The organism is Roseobacter sp. HKCCA0882 (assembly GCF_037805225.1).
In the GTDB taxonomy this organism is placed as follows: Bacteria; Pseudomonadota; Alphaproteobacteria; order Rhodobacterales; family Rhodobacteraceae; genus M30B80.
Genome location: NZ_JBBLYI010000001.1, coordinates 1,192,532 through 1,205,846, shown reverse-complemented (window position 1 = coordinate 1,205,846; position 13,315 = coordinate 1,192,532). Strand labels below are relative to the sequence as shown.

General features: G+C 57.7%; 16 protein-coding genes and 1 tRNA gene. 5 read left to right on the top strand and 12 right to left on the bottom strand.

Annotated features, from left to right (window positions below; genetic code table 11):
• The first annotated feature begins 30 nt into the window (after positions 1-30).
• On the top strand, positions 31-510 hold the full coding sequence (locus tag AAC622_RS06195; RefSeq protein ID WP_340260896.1) for an Lrp/AsnC family transcriptional regulator: 480 nt from the start codon (positions 31-33) through the stop codon (positions 508-510).
• Positions 507-1,331, top strand: a complete 825-nt coding sequence (locus AAC622_RS06190; protein WP_340260895.1) for a heme-dependent oxidative N-demethylase family protein — start codon at positions 507-509, stop codon at positions 1,329-1,331. The genes AAC622_RS06195 and AAC622_RS06190 overlap by 4 nt, the downstream gene beginning before the upstream one ends.
• A 3-nt stretch (positions 1,332-1,334) precedes the next feature.
• Here the strand turns inward: AAC622_RS06190 and AAC622_RS06185 are convergent, their stop codons facing one another.
• The 8 genes from AAC622_RS06185 to AAC622_RS06150 form a co-directional block, all read right to left on the bottom strand.
• Complete coding sequence (locus AAC622_RS06185; protein WP_340260893.1) at positions 1,335-2,411, bottom strand: 2'-deoxycytidine 5'-triphosphate deaminase; 1,077 nt, start codon at positions 2,409-2,411, stop codon at positions 1,335-1,337.
• Between the two features lie 74 nt (positions 2,412-2,485).
• A tRNA-Pro gene (locus AAC622_RS06180) sits at positions 2,486-2,562 on the bottom strand.
• A gap of 73 nt (positions 2,563-2,635) precedes the next feature.
• Positions 2,636-3,181, bottom strand: coding sequence for a MerR family transcriptional regulator (locus AAC622_RS06175; RefSeq protein ID WP_340260891.1), 546 nt, complete (start codon positions 3,179-3,181; stop codon positions 2,636-2,638).
• A 12-nt stretch (positions 3,182-3,193) separates the two neighbouring features.
• The gene (ihfA, locus tag AAC622_RS06170; RefSeq protein ID WP_340260889.1) at positions 3,194-3,499 is read right to left on the bottom strand and encodes an integration host factor subunit alpha; all 306 of its coding nucleotides are present in this window, start codon (positions 3,497-3,499) and stop codon (positions 3,194-3,196) included.
• A 118-nt stretch (positions 3,500-3,617) separates the two neighbouring features.
• Entirely contained in the window at positions 3,618-4,592 is a 975-nt protein-coding gene (locus AAC622_RS06165) for a beta-ketoacyl-ACP synthase III (protein WP_340260887.1), read from the bottom strand.
• Positions 4,589-5,686 (bottom strand): phosphate acyltransferase PlsX, encoded by a 1,098-nt coding sequence (gene plsX / locus AAC622_RS06160; protein ID WP_340260885.1) that lies wholly within the window; start codon positions 5,684-5,686, stop codon positions 4,589-4,591. The genes AAC622_RS06165 and plsX overlap by 4 nt, the downstream gene beginning before the upstream one ends.
• Before the next feature lie 39 nt (positions 5,687-5,725).
• Positions 5,726-5,932 carry a 50S ribosomal protein L32 gene (rpmF, locus tag AAC622_RS06155; protein ID WP_317654399.1) on the bottom strand — a complete coding sequence of 69 codons (207 nt, stop codon included), beginning with the start codon at positions 5,930-5,932 and terminating at the stop codon, positions 5,726-5,728.
• Between the two features lie 268 nt (positions 5,933-6,200).
• The gene (locus AAC622_RS06150; RefSeq protein WP_340260883.1) at positions 6,201-6,851 is read right to left on the bottom strand and encodes a YceD family protein; all 651 of its coding nucleotides are present in this window, start codon (positions 6,849-6,851) and stop codon (positions 6,201-6,203) included.
• 171 nt (positions 6,852-7,022) lie between these two features.
• Between AAC622_RS06150 and AAC622_RS06145 the strand changes: the two genes are divergently transcribed.
• The gene (locus tag AAC622_RS06145; protein ID WP_340260881.1) at positions 7,023-7,517 is read left to right on the top strand and encodes an outer membrane protein assembly factor BamE; all 495 of its coding nucleotides are present in this window, start codon (positions 7,023-7,025) and stop codon (positions 7,515-7,517) included.
• A gap of 28 nt (positions 7,518-7,545) precedes the next feature.
• Positions 7,546-8,283, top strand: a complete 738-nt coding sequence (locus tag AAC622_RS06140) for a GNAT family N-acetyltransferase (RefSeq protein ID WP_340260879.1) — start codon at positions 7,546-7,548, stop codon at positions 8,281-8,283.
• Here AAC622_RS06140 and AAC622_RS06135 read toward each other — a convergent pair.
• Together AAC622_RS06135 and tyrS are read right to left on the bottom strand one after the other, a co-directional pair.
• Positions 8,227-9,132: a hypothetical protein gene (locus AAC622_RS06135; protein WP_340260877.1), complete on the bottom strand. Its 906-nt coding sequence runs from the start codon at positions 9,130-9,132 to the stop codon at positions 8,227-8,229. The two genes, AAC622_RS06140 and AAC622_RS06135, sit on opposite strands and share 57 nt — an antisense overlap.
• A gap of 43 nt (positions 9,133-9,175) precedes the next feature.
• On the bottom strand, positions 9,176-10,426 hold the full coding sequence (gene tyrS, locus AAC622_RS06130) for a tyrosine--tRNA ligase (RefSeq protein WP_340260875.1): 1,251 nt from the start codon (positions 10,424-10,426) through the stop codon (positions 9,176-9,178).
• Between the two features lie 76 nt (positions 10,427-10,502).
• Here tyrS and AAC622_RS06125 point away from each other — a divergent pair, with 76 nt between their 5' ends.
• On the top strand, positions 10,503-11,609 hold the full coding sequence (locus AAC622_RS06125; RefSeq protein WP_340260873.1) for an anhydro-N-acetylmuramic acid kinase: 1,107 nt from the start codon (positions 10,503-10,505) through the stop codon (positions 11,607-11,609).
• Here AAC622_RS06125 and AAC622_RS06120 read toward each other — a convergent pair.
• Positions 11,606-12,037, bottom strand: a complete 432-nt coding sequence (locus AAC622_RS06120; RefSeq protein WP_340260871.1) for a cupin domain-containing protein — start codon at positions 12,035-12,037, stop codon at positions 11,606-11,608. The two genes, AAC622_RS06125 and AAC622_RS06120, sit on opposite strands and share 4 nt — an antisense overlap.
• A gap of 3 nt (positions 12,038-12,040) precedes the next feature.
• Positions 12,041-13,315, bottom strand: a complete 1,275-nt coding sequence (gene eno, locus AAC622_RS06115) for a phosphopyruvate hydratase (protein WP_340260869.1) — start codon at positions 13,313-13,315, stop codon at positions 12,041-12,043.

The window sequence follows — 13,315 nt, the reverse complement described above, 5'->3', positions numbered from 1 at the left end:
TCGCTGTTCTGTGGATGAAAGGCTTTGCGAATGGCTGTTCAAATAGACGAGATCGATCGAAAAATCCTTGCGGTGGTGCAAGAGGATGCAAGCCTGTCTTTAGATGAAATCGCGCGCCGTGTTGGCTCGTCCAAGACGCCTGTTTGGACGCGGATTCGCCGCATGAAAGAGGCGGGGATTATTGGACGGCATACTGTGGAATTGGATGCCGATGCCTTAGGGCTTGAGGCGTGTTTTTTCGTTTTGATCCGCACATCTGAACATGATGCCGAGTGGCAAAAGGCGTTTTTGCGTAGCCTCAAATCTCGCCCCGAAGTGTTGGAGGCGCATCGCCTTGCAGGGGAGATTGACTATATTTTGAAGGTTCGGGTGCGCAATGCACGCGCCTATGACGCCTTTTATCAGGCCTTGATTTCAGAGGTGAAAATCTACAACGTCACCGCATTGCTTTCGATGGAGGAGATCAAATCCACCTCCATGTTGCCGTTGGGATTGGCCGAGGTGAAATGATCTCAGACAGGATCTTATCCGACCCTATTCTGCACGACCATCTGCCAAGCGCGCCTTGGATGGCCGAGGCGACCCGCCGCCTGCCAGGGGTGCAACCTGTGCCGATGTCGGATTGGCTGATCCGTGACGAGCGATATGCCGAACAAATGGCCTTGCGCGATCATCTGTTGTCGGCGCATCGTGCGCGGGTGTTTGAATGCCAAAAAGGCGCAGAAGCCGCCTGTGCCGAATTGCGCGATCTGGTGGTCGCGCATCTGCCTGATGGCTTTCTGCATCAAGGCCGCGTGATCTTCCGGCCAGATGGGGTGGCGATTGATCTTGATGCCGATCACCCGTTGATCACCGCTGCTCGTCTTGTTCAGGAAGATTTGTGCATCCTCACCCATGATGCCCTGCAGGGCGAGCATCTGCTCAGTGCGGCGGTTTTGTGTTTTCCCGCCAGTTGGACATTGGCTGAAAAGATTGGGCGCCCTTTGAGCGCGATCCATATTCCCGTTGAAAAATACGATGATGTTATGGCCAAGCGCGTGCAGCGCCTGTTTGATATGGTGCGGGTCGATCACCCGCTGTGGCGGCAGAATGCGCTTTTTTATCAAAACCCCGCCCTGTTTCAGCCTGCCTCAGAGGCACAGCCACGAAAAACCCCTGAACGGCGACCAGAATTTTTGCGCTCAGAGCGGCAGGTTATTCTGCGTCTGCCCCTTACAGGGGCGATGGTGTTTTCGATCCACACATGGGTTTTGCCCTTTGGGCAATTAAGCCCTGAACAGGTCGAAGGTTTGGCAGCTCACCCTGTGCATTACGCAGGGCGCTCTGTCTGACGCCTATTTGAAATGCTTGGACAGTTTTAGCCCTTGGCCCTGATAGTTTGAGGCAATCTCACGGCCATAGAGCGTGCTGGGGAGGCTTTCCATCCGTTCATAAACCAAGCGGCCAACCACCTGCCCATGTTCGAGCACAAAGGGGGCTTCGTGGCAGCGCACCTCAAGAACCCCGCGCGCGGGTTGGCCGTGGCCAAAACCTGGGTCAAAGAAGCCTGCATAATGAACGCGGAATTCTCCAACCATCGCCAGATAGGGCGACATTTCCGCTGCGCAATCGGGCGGGATTGAGACTTCCTCGCGGCTCACCAGAATATAAAACGCACCGGGATCAAGGATGATACGGCCTTGATCCGTATGGATTTCTTCCCAAAAATCGCGCGCGGCATAGGCCCCGATGCGATCGAGATCAATCACGCCCGTATGAGGTTTGGCGCGATAGCCGACAAGGGTGCTATTCTCGCGTTTGAGGTCAACCGAGAACCCCAATCCTTCGTCAATCACAGCTGTCTCGCCTGAGACAAGCGGGCTTTCTGCGTGGCGTGCGCGCAATTCATCATCGCTGAGAACCGCTTGCCCTTGGCGAAAGCGGATTTGATTAAGTCTCGCGCCTGCCCGCACCAGAACCGAGAAACTGCGCGGGCAAATTTCGGCATAAAGCGGCCCGTTATAGCCATGTGCGATGCGGTCAAATTCTGTGCCGCTATCGGTGATCGTGCGCGTCAAAAGGTCAAGACGCCCGGTTGAGCTTTTGGCATTGGCAACGGCGCTGATATCTTGGGGCAGGTTTAAGCCCTCCATCAGGGGCACAACATAAACGCAGCCCTTCTCCAATACGGCGCCTGCGCTGATGTCGATTTTATGCATCTCAAATTCGGCCAGCCGATCTGCGACATGCGCACCCTGGCCTGCAAGAAACGAGGCGCGCACCCGATAGGCCACGGGGCCAAGGCGCAGGTCAAGACTGGCGGGTTGCACTTGGGTTTCCGCAGGTGGGGCAGTGAGCGTGATCTGACCTTCTGCGATCATCGTCTCAATCCGATGATCTGGCAGCACGCCCCGTGTCTGATCTGTCGCCATTGCGAACCCTCCCTTGACCTTTACCCAAGAAAAAACCGCCCCGCCGCAAAGGGCAAGAGCGGTTTTCAAAAATCTGGTCGGGCTAGCAGGACTTGAACCTGCGACCTTCCGTCCCCCAGACGGACGCGCTACCAGGCTGCGCTATAGCCCGAATGGGGTCCTTCTACCGATTTTATGGCGTGGCGCAAGGGCTAGGGCGCAGGAATTTCGACAAAGCGCAGGCTTTACCCATGCGCCGCAGCCATGAGCCCCGCCTGTAGCTTGCGCAGCCGCGCAAGGATTGGGGCGGATTGCGCTTCTGGCAATGATTTCAGCACAGTCTTGCGCGCCTTTAGCGCGGCCAGCCCATCAGCGAGGGGCAGAGGGGTTCCTTGCATCACAGACTGAGCGGGGGCAGGGTGCGGCGTGGGGCTTGGCGTATTTTCATTGGCCGCTTCACCCGCCACCTCTGCAATGCTTGGGGCAGGTTGCGCCTCGGCCACCATCATATCGGGGTCAAGCTCAGGCGAGCGCGCAGCGACTGCCGCAACCCCGTCTTCGCGCAAAAGGCGCTGAACGCCCCGAATGGTCATGCCTTCATCATGCAGTAACACCTTGATCCCGCCGATCAGGCGCATATCGGCAGGGCGATAATAACGCCGCCCGCCTGCGCGTTTCACAGGTTTGATCTGGGTGAATTTGCTTTCCCAAAACCGCAACACATGGGCCGCGACACCAAGCCAATCGGCGACTTCGCGAATGGTGCGAAAGGCATCGGGGGATTTGGCCATCCTGCCCGCCTCTTAGCGTTTCTTATTGCCGTCTGCGACCCGCTCTTTCATCAGATGCGAGGGGCGAAAACTGAGGACACGGCGGGGCGTAATGGGCACTTCTTCGCCCGTTTTCGGGTTGCGACCAATGCGTTCAGATTTGGCGCGCACTCTAAATGTGCCGAAAGACGAGATTTTGACCTGTCCCCCATCGACCAATGCGTCTGACATCAACTCAATTACACGCTCAACAAGGTCGCTGCTTTCATTGCGCGACAAACCCACTTCGCGAAACAGGGCTTCGGATAAATCCATCCGCGTCAGTGTCTTATTGCTCATTGCTCATATCCTCCCGACATTGGCGCAGCGGTATAAGGCTTGTTTTAGCACCGCCACAGCATGGGCAATGCTGCGGCGCGAGTCAATCGCCGTTACGTAAGGGCAAGATTTTAGCGCCTTACCAGCGCAAAACCACCGCACCCCAAGCCAAGCCACCGCCAATCGCTTCGGTAACCAATAAGTTACCTTTTTTGATCTGGCCGCGCGCGACGCCGACCGACAATGCCAAGGGGATAGATGCGGCTGACGTGTTGCCGTGATCTTGCACGGTCACAATCACCCTATCCATGTCGACCCCCATTTTTTGGGCGGTGCGGGTGATAATGCGCAAATTGGCCTGATGCGGCACGATCCAGTCGACATCTTGGGCCGCATTGCCCGAACGCGCGAGCGCGGCATGGGCGGTTTCGGCCAGTTTTTCGACCGCATGGCGGAACACTTCGCGCCCTTCCATCCGCAGATGGCCAGTGGTTTGTGTCTGCGAGACACCGCCATCGACATAAAGCAGATCACGAAATTGACCATCTGAATGCAGATCAACGGCCAAAACGCCCCGATCTGTGGCCGCGCCCGCGCTTTCTTCGGCGCATAACAGAACGGCGCCTGCGCCATCCCCAAACAAAACGGAAGTTCCGCGATCTTCCCAATCCAAAATGCGGCTAAAGGTTTCCGCACCAATCACCAAAATCCGCTTGGCCTGACCAGAGAGGATATAGGCGTTGGCTGTAGACAGCGCATAGATAAACCCCGCGCAGACGGCCTGCACATCAAAAGCAAAGCCCTGAGTCATCCCAAGCCCATGCTGCACCATCGTGGCGGTAGAGGGAAAGGTGAGATCTGGGGTTGAGGTGGCAACGATGACGCCATTAACATCGGCCGCAGACAAGCCCGCATCCGCCAAGGCAGCCTCACAGGCCTTGATTGCCATTTGGCTGGTCGTCTCGCCCTCGGCGGCGAAATGACGCCGTTCAATCCCTGTGCGGGCGCGAATCCACTCATCCGAAGTGTCGATTTGCGCTTCGAACTCCGAATTGGGCACAACCCGCTCAGGCAGGTAATGGCCAATTCCAGTTGCGACCGCGCGAAGTGTCATGCCTGTTTCCCTTCCCCATGGACGATCTGATCTGCTGCGGTTTCCGCCTCGGCGATCCGTTTGGTCAACTGATCTGCAAAATCCGCTGCGGCCAATCGTGCCGCCAATTTGATTGCGGCTGCAACCCCTGTTCCATCTGCCGAGCCGTGGCTTTTGACCACTGTGCCATTCAGGCCCAAGAACACACCGCCATTGACGCGGCGGGGGTCCATACGTTTTTGCAACCTCTTGAGCGAGCTATAGGCCATCACCGCAGCCAAGCGCGACAATATTGAATATTCAAATGCCTCGCGCAGAAATTCGCGGATAAGACGCGCGGTGCCTTCGCCCGTTTTGAGCGCGGCATTGCCTGTGAACCCGTCACAGACGATCACATCGACCTTATCAGAGGGGATATCGCCCCCCTCGACAAAGCCCACGAATTCAAAATCTGCCGCCGGTGCGGCGCGGGCGACAATGTCATAGGCATCGTGTAATTCGGTGCGGCCCTTATGTTCCTCGGTGCCTACATTCAGGATTCCGACACGCGGGCGGGATTGGTCTAAGCCGCTACGCGCATAGGCGCTGCCCATCAGGGCGAAATGCAACAAATCTTGGGCATCGGCCCGGATATCAGCGCCTACATCCAACATGACGTTAAAGCCAGATGGGTTGCGCGAAGGCCACAAAACACCAATCGCGGGACGGTTCACCCCTGGGATTTTGCGCAACCGCAACATCGACAGCGCCATCAGCGCGCCCGTGTTGCCACAAGACACAGCCGCCCGCGCCTCGCCGTTTTCCACGGCCTGAACCGCGCTCCACATCGAGCTGCCTTTGGCGTGGCGCACCACCTGCGAGGGTTTGGCATCCATCGTGACCACATCGTCACAATGGCGAATGTCGCAGCGCCCTTTCAGGTCACCGCGTTTGGCAATCAGCTTGTTCAGGGTTTTGCCATCGCCATGCACGATGAACCGCAGATCAGGGTTCTTGCGGGCAGCTTTGGCCATGCCAGAAACAACAACAGAGGGGCCAAGATCGCCCCCCATTGAATCAATCGATAGCACCGTTCCAGGAACTTGACGCCCAGTCAGAACGGATGTCTCTGTCATGACTTTTAAATCCGCTTGCCTCAGAAAAACGCGCGGCCCTTAGGCCGCGTCATCATCGAGATCAATCTCGTCTGCTTGGGCAATAACCTCGCGGTCATTGTAGCTGCCGCAAGACGGGCAGACGTGGTGGGGGCGTTTCAGCTCACCACAGCTTGGGCATTCATTTGGATTGCCAGCGGTCAACGCGTCATGCGAACGGCGTTGGTTGCGGCGCGAGCGGGTCACTCGGTTCTGGGGGACAGCCATGTCTCAACCTCGGTTTTGTTAGGGGCTTCGCGGTCAAGATTGACCAAACAGGGGCAGCCCATCGTCACGTTTCAAATCTCTGTCACATTTTTTTCACCAAAGGGCAACCTGTGATGCGCGGTTCATGGGGTGATTTGCCCAAAAAAAGCACGCAAAATTGGGATAAAATCCAATTGGCGAATGAGGGCGGGAACATACAAAGATTCTGCACCTATGCAAGCCCTAATAGACCTTTGGGTAAATTCCGCGCGTTTGCGTTTGTTTGCTGTTATTTATCGCTGTTTTTGGCGGGGCTGCCTGTGTTTTTGCTTGCGCCCGCATCGCCACTGTCTGCGGGGGATTGCACCAATTTATCCCGTAATTCTTGCAAAGCAGAAAGTGGGTTTGCGGTTTGGGGGGGCTCAACCTCCGCCTCTACTGGGCCCGCATTGGGGGGGCTTGCGCTGTAAATATGCACCAAATCGGCGGCGTCATCCTCGGTTGCGGCATCTGGTGCGCGCGGATAATCGGGCAGGGCCAATGCCAAGGCTTCGGTCATCACGGCATATAGGTAAATTTTTGCGGGCAATGGCTCGATGCTGTCATCTTCGGGCATCTCGGCCTCTTCGGCCTCGGGCGCCGTGAAATCTGCGATATAGCGGCGCAACACATCGGTATCGATCCGCGTCACCACATCCGCCAAACTGACGCTGCAGGCCTGTGTCACTGTTGCGCCCAGTTGCCCCTCAAGGCGCCAATCGCTTTTGCCTTCGGGCATAATTTTGCCTGTAAAGCGCAGTTTGCGCAGCGCACGCAGCTCTAGATCATCTGCAATCTCGCGCAACGCATCCGCATCGGGGGTCAAGGCAAATGTTTTGCCGCCTGCGCGGCGCAGTTCGGCCAATGCCAAAAGATCAGGGCGTGGGCTGGCGTTTGACATGATCTCCCCTCAAGTTTCTGATCAATTTCCCCTCGAAAATGAGGGTCGCACGATTGCAATGCTTGCTCTGTTGGTCGCTGTAAGTTAAGCCCAAATGAAGACAGACGCCATGCCTGAATGTTTGCGCCTAAGCGCAGAAGGGAAGCTGGCGCTAGGGTGAGGAAGATGGGTATGGCAGAACTTCGGATCAGCACGCAGGCACGCATGGGGCGCAAGCGGTTGCGTGCAGCGGTGATTGCAGTGGCCTTTGGATTGGCTTTGTCTGGCTGCACCGAAAGTTTCCGTGACCATGGCTTTATCCCGCCGCAAGAAGAATTGGATGCCATCACCATCGGTCAGGATACCCGCGACAGCCTCGGGCAAACCCTTGGCCGCCCTGCTGGTGAGGGCGTGATTGGCGAAACCACATGGTTCTATTCGCAATATCGTGTGCGCAGCTATGCATGGCGGGCGCCCGAAATTGTGAGCCGCGATATCGTGGCCGTGTCCTTTGCCGATAACGGCACCGTGTCGAATGTGGAAACCTACACGCTTGCCGATGGTCAGATTGTCGATATTTCGCGCCGCGTTACGGAAAGCTCGATCCGTGAAGTGTCGATTTTCCGTCAGGTTATGGGTAATTTTGGCCGCATCAATGCGGGTGAGTTGGTCGACGCCAACAATTAATCCTTTGTCTGCGTAACATAGGTGCATCATGCGCGAGAAGGTGGCGGGGAAATATCGGCTGCGCATGGCCCAAACCGCCGCCGATGTGATCGCCGCGCAAACCCTGCGGCACCGCGCTTTTCGCGGTGGGGCAGATGGGGCGGGTCTAGATGCGGATCCCTATGATGCGCTTTGTGACCATATCCTCATTGAAACGCAGGAAGCGGGGAAATTGGTCGCCTGTTTTCGCCTGATGTGCCTGCCCGATGGGGCAGCCTTACACACCAGTTATTCGGCGCAGTTTTACGATTTATCGCCCCTGTCCGATTTTGACGGGCCGATGGTTGAGATGGGGCGTTTTTGCCTTGCGCCAGAGGTGCATGACCCGGACATCTTGCGTCTCGCATGGGGGGCATTGACCGCCTATGTGGATGAGATCGGGGTCAAGCTGCTCTTTGGTTGCTCGTCTTTTCGCGGCACGCATGCGCTGCCCTATCATGATGCCTTTGCGCTGTTGCGTGATCGCCATATTGCGCCCGCCCGATGGCGGCCTCAGATCAAGTCGTCCCATGTGTTTCCATTCGCGGCAAAGCTGCGGCGCAAACCCGATCTGAAACGGGCAATGGCAACGCTGCCGCCGCTTTTGCGCAGTTATTTGATGTTGGGGGGGTGGGTCAGCGATCATGCTGTGATTGATCAAGATTTGAACACGCTGCATGTGTTCACAGGGCTAGAGATTGCCGCCGTTCCACCCGCCCGCGCGCGGCTGTTGCGTCTGGCGCGCTAAGCGGTGCAAGGGGGCCAAAGCGCGGCTGAGCACCCATGTGCCCCCAAGCGGCAAAAGTGTTGCCCCCGTTCCCCGTTTAAACCGCGCAAGCCCAGGGCTATCCGCCTCACTCAGCCTCAGATCAAAATTCTGCGCCCGCTTGGCGGCGTATTCCATGGCCGCGAAGAGCAGCATCTGGTGGCTGCCATGGGGGCAATCGGCGCTGCGCCAATTAATGTGATAGGCCGCTTCATGCCCTGAAAGTGAGAAAACCAACGCTGCCTGCCGCGACACCCCCTCGCAGATATAAAGCAGTTTTTGGGTCTTGCTGCGGCCAATTTCGGCCAAAAGGGCCAGCGCGATCCTGTCATAGTGGTTTCTTTTGCGCTGTGCCGCTTCGGCGGCCAAAAGCCACCCATCGCGGGGCGTATAAAAGGGCCGAATGCGGGCCACAGCGCCAGGCTGCAACGCGGTTTTGCGCGCGGCCCGCCATTTGGGATGCAGGCGCGCGACCATCTCGGCGGTGTTTTGTGTCAGCGGCACGCTCAAGCTGTGGCGCGGTTTGGCAAGGCGCAGAAACCCCGCACGGGCCAAGGCCGCCCCTTGCGCAGGGGTGGCCGCGTTGATGAGCACCTGTGCCATGCCCTGCGGGGATGCGCCTGAAAGAATGGAGGCAGGAATATGAGCAGGTTTTGCACAATAGCCAACGGGGCCTAGGATTGGAAACCGGCGCGATATGAAAAGCTGCCCGTCAATGCGCGCAACTGACTGCCCGAGCGCGCGCAATGCCTGCTCAAACCCCGCAGATTGGGTAAAGCCCGCTGTGGCAACGGGCAGGGCATCCTCAAGATCGGGCAGGCTGTGCAACATAGCCGCAAGCCTGCCCGATCAAGGTAAATCCAAGATTAACGGATCAGCCCAATTCCACCAAAGCGTGGCGCTTTTTCCCTGCGCTCAGTTTCAAGGGCGTGGCCAGATCACTGGCTGTGATCATCAGGCCTGCATCGGTGATGGCCGCGTCATTCATCCGTGCGCCGCCTTCTGCGATCAGGCGCTTGGCCTCTTTGCCCGACCCTGCCAAGCCTGAGCGCGTGATCAGCTGCACAATCGACACGCCCTCGCCAATATCATCGGCCCTGAGCGTCAGACGGGGCAGGTCATCGCCCATACCCCCTTTTTCAAACACCTCGCGCGCGGTGGCCTCTGCGGCGGCGGCGGCATCGCGCCCGTGCAACAGACCCGTCACCTCATTGGCAAGAACGATTTTAGCTTCGTTGATTTCGGAACCTGCAAGCGCGCCAAGCCGCTCGCACTCTTCAAGCGGCAATTCGGTGTAAAGTTTCAGGAATCGCCCCACATCCGCATCGGTTGTGTTGCGCCAGAATTGCCAGAATTCGTAAGGCGACAGCATCTCGCCATCCAGCCAGATCGCGCCACCTTGGGATTTGCCCATCTTCTTGCCATCTGATGTGGTCAGAAGTGGCGTGGTTAGGCCAAAAATCTCGTGATCCAAAACGCGGCGGGTCAGGTCGATGCCGTTGATGATATTGCCCCATTGATCCGACCCACCCATCTGCAGCGCACAGCTATAACGGCGGTTCAATTCAAGAAAGTCATAGGCCTGAAGGATCATGTAATTGAATTCAAGGAAGCTCAGGCTTTGTTCGCGATCCAGACGCGATTTGACCGATTCAAACGACAGCATGCGATTGACCGAAAAATGCCGCCCAATATCGCGCAAAAATTCCAGATAATTCAGCCCGTCCAACCATTCGGCATTGTTCAGCATCAACGCGCCTGTCGCGCTGTCATCATAGCTGAGATAACGTGCGAAAACGCGGCTCATGCCCGCGATATTGTTATCAATCGCCGCCGCATCCAAAAGCGGGCGTTCATCAGATCGGAAGGAGGGATCACCAACCTTTGTGGTGCCGCCGCCCATCAATGTGATCGGCTTATGCCCCGTTTTTTGATACCAACGCAGCAACATAATGTTCAGCAAATGACCCACATGCAGGGATTTTGCTGTTGCATCATATCCGATATAGGCAGGGGTCACGCCGGCGCGCAGCTTTTCGTCTAGCTCTTGCAGATCCGTGCAATCCGCAAGAAAACCGCGCGCACGGATGATCTGAAGGAAGTCGGATTTGGGCTGGTAGGTCATTGCGGTGTGATCCATTCTTGGCAAGCGAGGCGCAGCGGTTTTATGCTCTGCGCGGTGATCTATAACGGGGGCGGGGATGAAGGGAAAGGGTCAAGCCAACCCAAGGCTACGCGTGGCGGGATTGATGTCTGGCACATCGCTAGATGGGGTGGATGCCGCCATTTTGGACACCGATGGGGTGCATGTGCTTGGTTTTGGTCAAACGGCCTTCCGCCCCTATAGCGCGCAGGAACGTGCCGTTCTGCGGGGCTGCCTTGGCAAGTGGCCCGATGATGCGGGTCTTGCAGAGGCCCAAGAGATCATTCACCGCGCCCATATCGAGGCGCTGCAGGCGTTGAACGCCCCGTTTGATCTTATAGGGTTTCATGGACAAACCTTGGCGCATGATCCTGATCAGGGACGCACGCATCAATTGGGCGATGGCGCGGTTTTGGCGCGGGCCTTTGACTGCCCCGTGATTTGGGATTTCCGCAGCAATGATATGCGGATGGGGGGGCAGGGCGCGCCTTTGGCCCCGTTTTATCATTTTGCCCTTGCCAAACATAGGGGCGCCACGGCGCCCTTGGCCTTTCTCAATTTGGGGGGTGTGGGGAATATCACCTATGTTGATCCAAGCCATGACCGCCCAGAACAGGGGGGGGCGCTTTTGGCCTTTGACACGGGGCCTGCCAATGCGCCGATGGATGATCTGATGTCAGGGACAGGGCAGGGCTATGATAATGACGGCGCCTTGGCCGCATCGGGCCGCGTGAACGAGGCCTTTGTCGCACGGGTCATGGCGCAGGGATATTTCTTGAAAATGCCCCCAAAATCCCTTGATCGCGATACGTTTGCGCAGGTTCTGACCGAGGCGCAAACGATGCCCTTGCCCGATGGTCTGGCCAGTTTGGCTGAGCTCAGCGCGCGCGCTGTGGCCGAAGGCCTCGCACATCTGTCCAAGCCTGTTGCCCAGATTTTGATCTGTGGTGGCGGGCGTAAGAATGGCCATCTTATGGCGCGCCTCGCCGCGTTAACGGGCCTAGAGGTCGTGGCGGTTGAGGCGGCGGGCTTTGATGGGGATTTCCTCGAGGCGCAGGCCTTTGCCTATCTTGCGGCGCGGGTGCAGGCAGGGCTGCCCACCTCTGCACCTGCAACCACGGGCGTGGCGGCGGCCATAGGGGGCGGGCAAATCAGCCGCCCCTAGCCAGCCGCGCGCGGGATATCAAACCCCGCAGGGGCAAGGGTAAAGCCGTCAAAAGAAAAGGCAGGGCTGACAGTGCAGGGCACCAGCGTGTAATCCCCCGTGCTGCGCGCCGATTGCCAATGCCCCTCTGGCACGATGATCTGCGGCGCTGCGCGGGTCAGGTCTGGCCCAAGAATATGATCGCGCGCAGGCCCCTGATCGGTGGCGCTGAGCGACAGGATCAATTCCGCGCCCGTGTGGTAATGCCAAATCTCGGTCGCATCGACATGGTTCCAATGGCTGACCTCGCCTGCGGCCAAAAGGAAATAGATGCAAGACCCCGCAGGGCGGTCGGCCACGCCGCCGCCCACCCATGTCTGGCGATAATGCCCCCCTTCGGGATGGGGCATCAGGCCCAGATGGGCGATAATCTCGGCGGCTGTCTTCATGCCTTAGCGCAGGATGGATGTGCCCGCATAGCGCGCGACATCGCCCAATTCTTCCTCGATACGGATCAATTGGTTGTATTTCGCCAAACGATCTGACCGCGCGAGGCTGCCTGTTTTAATCTGGCCGCAATTGGTGGCCACGGCTAGATCGGCAATCGTGGAATCCTCGGTCTCGCCCGAGCGGTGGCTCATCACGCAGGCCATGCGGTTGCGATGCGCCAGTTCGACCGCGTCCAAGGTTTCGGTCAGTGTGCCGATCTGGTTCACTTTCACCAGCAACGCATTGGCGCAGCCTTTTTCGATACCTTCGGCCAAACGGGCAGGGTTGGTAACAAAGAGATCATCGCCCACCAATTGCACCTTGTCGCCAATCGCATCGGTCAATTCTTTCCAACCTGCCCAATCATCTTCGGACATGCCATCCTCGATGGACAAGATTGGGTAATCAGCGCAAAGCGCCTTGAGATAGGCCACATTTTCCGAAGGGGTCAGGCTGAGGCCTTCGCCTGTCAGCTCATATTTGCCGCCTTTGAAATATTCGGTCGCCGCGCAATCAAGCGCCAACATCACATCAGAGCCGGGCTTGAAGCCTGCTTTTTCAATCGACTGCATGATGAAATCAAGCGCCGCGCGGCTTGAGGAAAGCGCAGGGGCAAAGCCGCCCTCATCGCCAACACCCGTTGCCAGACCCGCGGCGGATAGTTCTTTTTTCAGGGTGTGGAAAATTTCCGACCCCCACCGCACAGCCTCAGACAATGTGGGGGCTGCAACAGGCATGACCATAAATTCTTGAATATCGATTGGGTTATCTGCGTGCTCACCGCCATTGATGATATTCATCATCGGCACAGGCAGAACGCGCGCCTGAGTACCGCCGATATAGCGATAAAGCGGCTGGCCTGTGGCCTCGGCGGCGGCTTTGGCAACGGCCATCGAGACGCCCAAAATCGCGTTCGCGCCCAGACGGCCCTTATTCTCGGTGCCGTCCATTTCGATCATCACCGCATCAATTGCGGCCTGTTCAGTGGCGTCAAACCCAACCAACGTGTCGGCCAATTCGCCATTGACGCCCGCGACCGCCTTTTGAACACCTTTGCCCATATAGCGCGCTTTATCGCCATCGCGCATCTCAACCGCCTCATAGGCGCCTGTGGATGCACCCGAAGGCACAGCCGCGCGGCCCAAGGTGCCATCTTCGAGGATTACATCCACCTCAACGGTGGGGTTGCCACGGCTGTCGAGAATTTCGCGGGCGTGAATATCAATGATGGTGGTCAT

Bases quoted from the DNA above. Each gene is read 5' to 3' on its own strand.
- AAC622_RS06145 (WP_340260881.1), top strand. From the start codon at position 7,023: ATGGCAGAACTTCGGATCAGCACGCAGGCACGCATGGGGCGCAAGCGG.
- rpmF (WP_317654399.1), bottom strand. From the start codon at position 5,932: ATGGCTGTCCCCCAGAACCGAGTGACCCGCTCGCGCCGCAACCAACGC.
- AAC622_RS06125 (WP_340260873.1), top strand. From the start codon at position 10,503: ATGAAGGGAAAGGGTCAAGCCAACCCAAGGCTACGCGTGGCGGGATTG.
- plsX (WP_340260885.1), bottom strand. From the start codon at position 5,686: ATGACAGAGACATCCGTTCTGACTGGGCGTCAAGTTCCTGGAACGGTG.
- AAC622_RS06195 (WP_340260896.1), top strand. From the start codon at position 31: ATGGCTGTTCAAATAGACGAGATCGATCGAAAAATCCTTGCGGTGGTG.
- AAC622_RS06185 (WP_340260893.1), bottom strand. From the start codon at position 2,411: ATGGCGACAGATCAGACACGGGGCGTGCTGCCAGATCATCGGATTGAG.
- AAC622_RS06175 (WP_340260891.1), bottom strand. From the start codon at position 3,181: ATGGCCAAATCCCCCGATGCCTTTCGCACCATTCGCGAAGTCGCCGAT.
- AAC622_RS06135 (WP_340260877.1), bottom strand. From the start codon at position 9,132: ATGTTGCACAGCCTGCCCGATCTTGAGGATGCCCTGCCCGTTGCCACA.
- AAC622_RS06165 (WP_340260887.1), bottom strand. From the start codon at position 4,592: ATGACACTTCGCGCGGTCGCAACTGGAATTGGCCATTACCTGCCTGAG.
- tyrS (WP_340260875.1), bottom strand. From the start codon at position 10,426: ATGACCTACCAGCCCAAATCCGACTTCCTTCAGATCATCCGTGCGCGC.
- AAC622_RS06150 (WP_340260883.1), bottom strand. From the start codon at position 6,851: ATGTCAAACGCCAGCCCACGCCCTGATCTTTTGGCATTGGCCGAACTG.
- AAC622_RS06140 (WP_340260879.1), top strand. From the start codon at position 7,546: ATGCGCGAGAAGGTGGCGGGGAAATATCGGCTGCGCATGGCCCAAACC.
- ihfA (WP_340260889.1), bottom strand. From the start codon at position 3,499: ATGAGCAATAAGACACTGACGCGGATGGATTTATCCGAAGCCCTGTTT.
- eno (WP_340260869.1), bottom strand. From the start codon at position 13,315: ATGACCACCATCATTGATATTCACGCCCGCGAAATTCTCGACAGCCGT.
- AAC622_RS06120 (WP_340260871.1), bottom strand. From the start codon at position 12,037: ATGAAGACAGCCGCCGAGATTATCGCCCATCTGGGCCTGATGCCCCAT.
- AAC622_RS06190 (WP_340260895.1), top strand. From the start codon at position 507: ATGATCTCAGACAGGATCTTATCCGACCCTATTCTGCACGACCATCTG.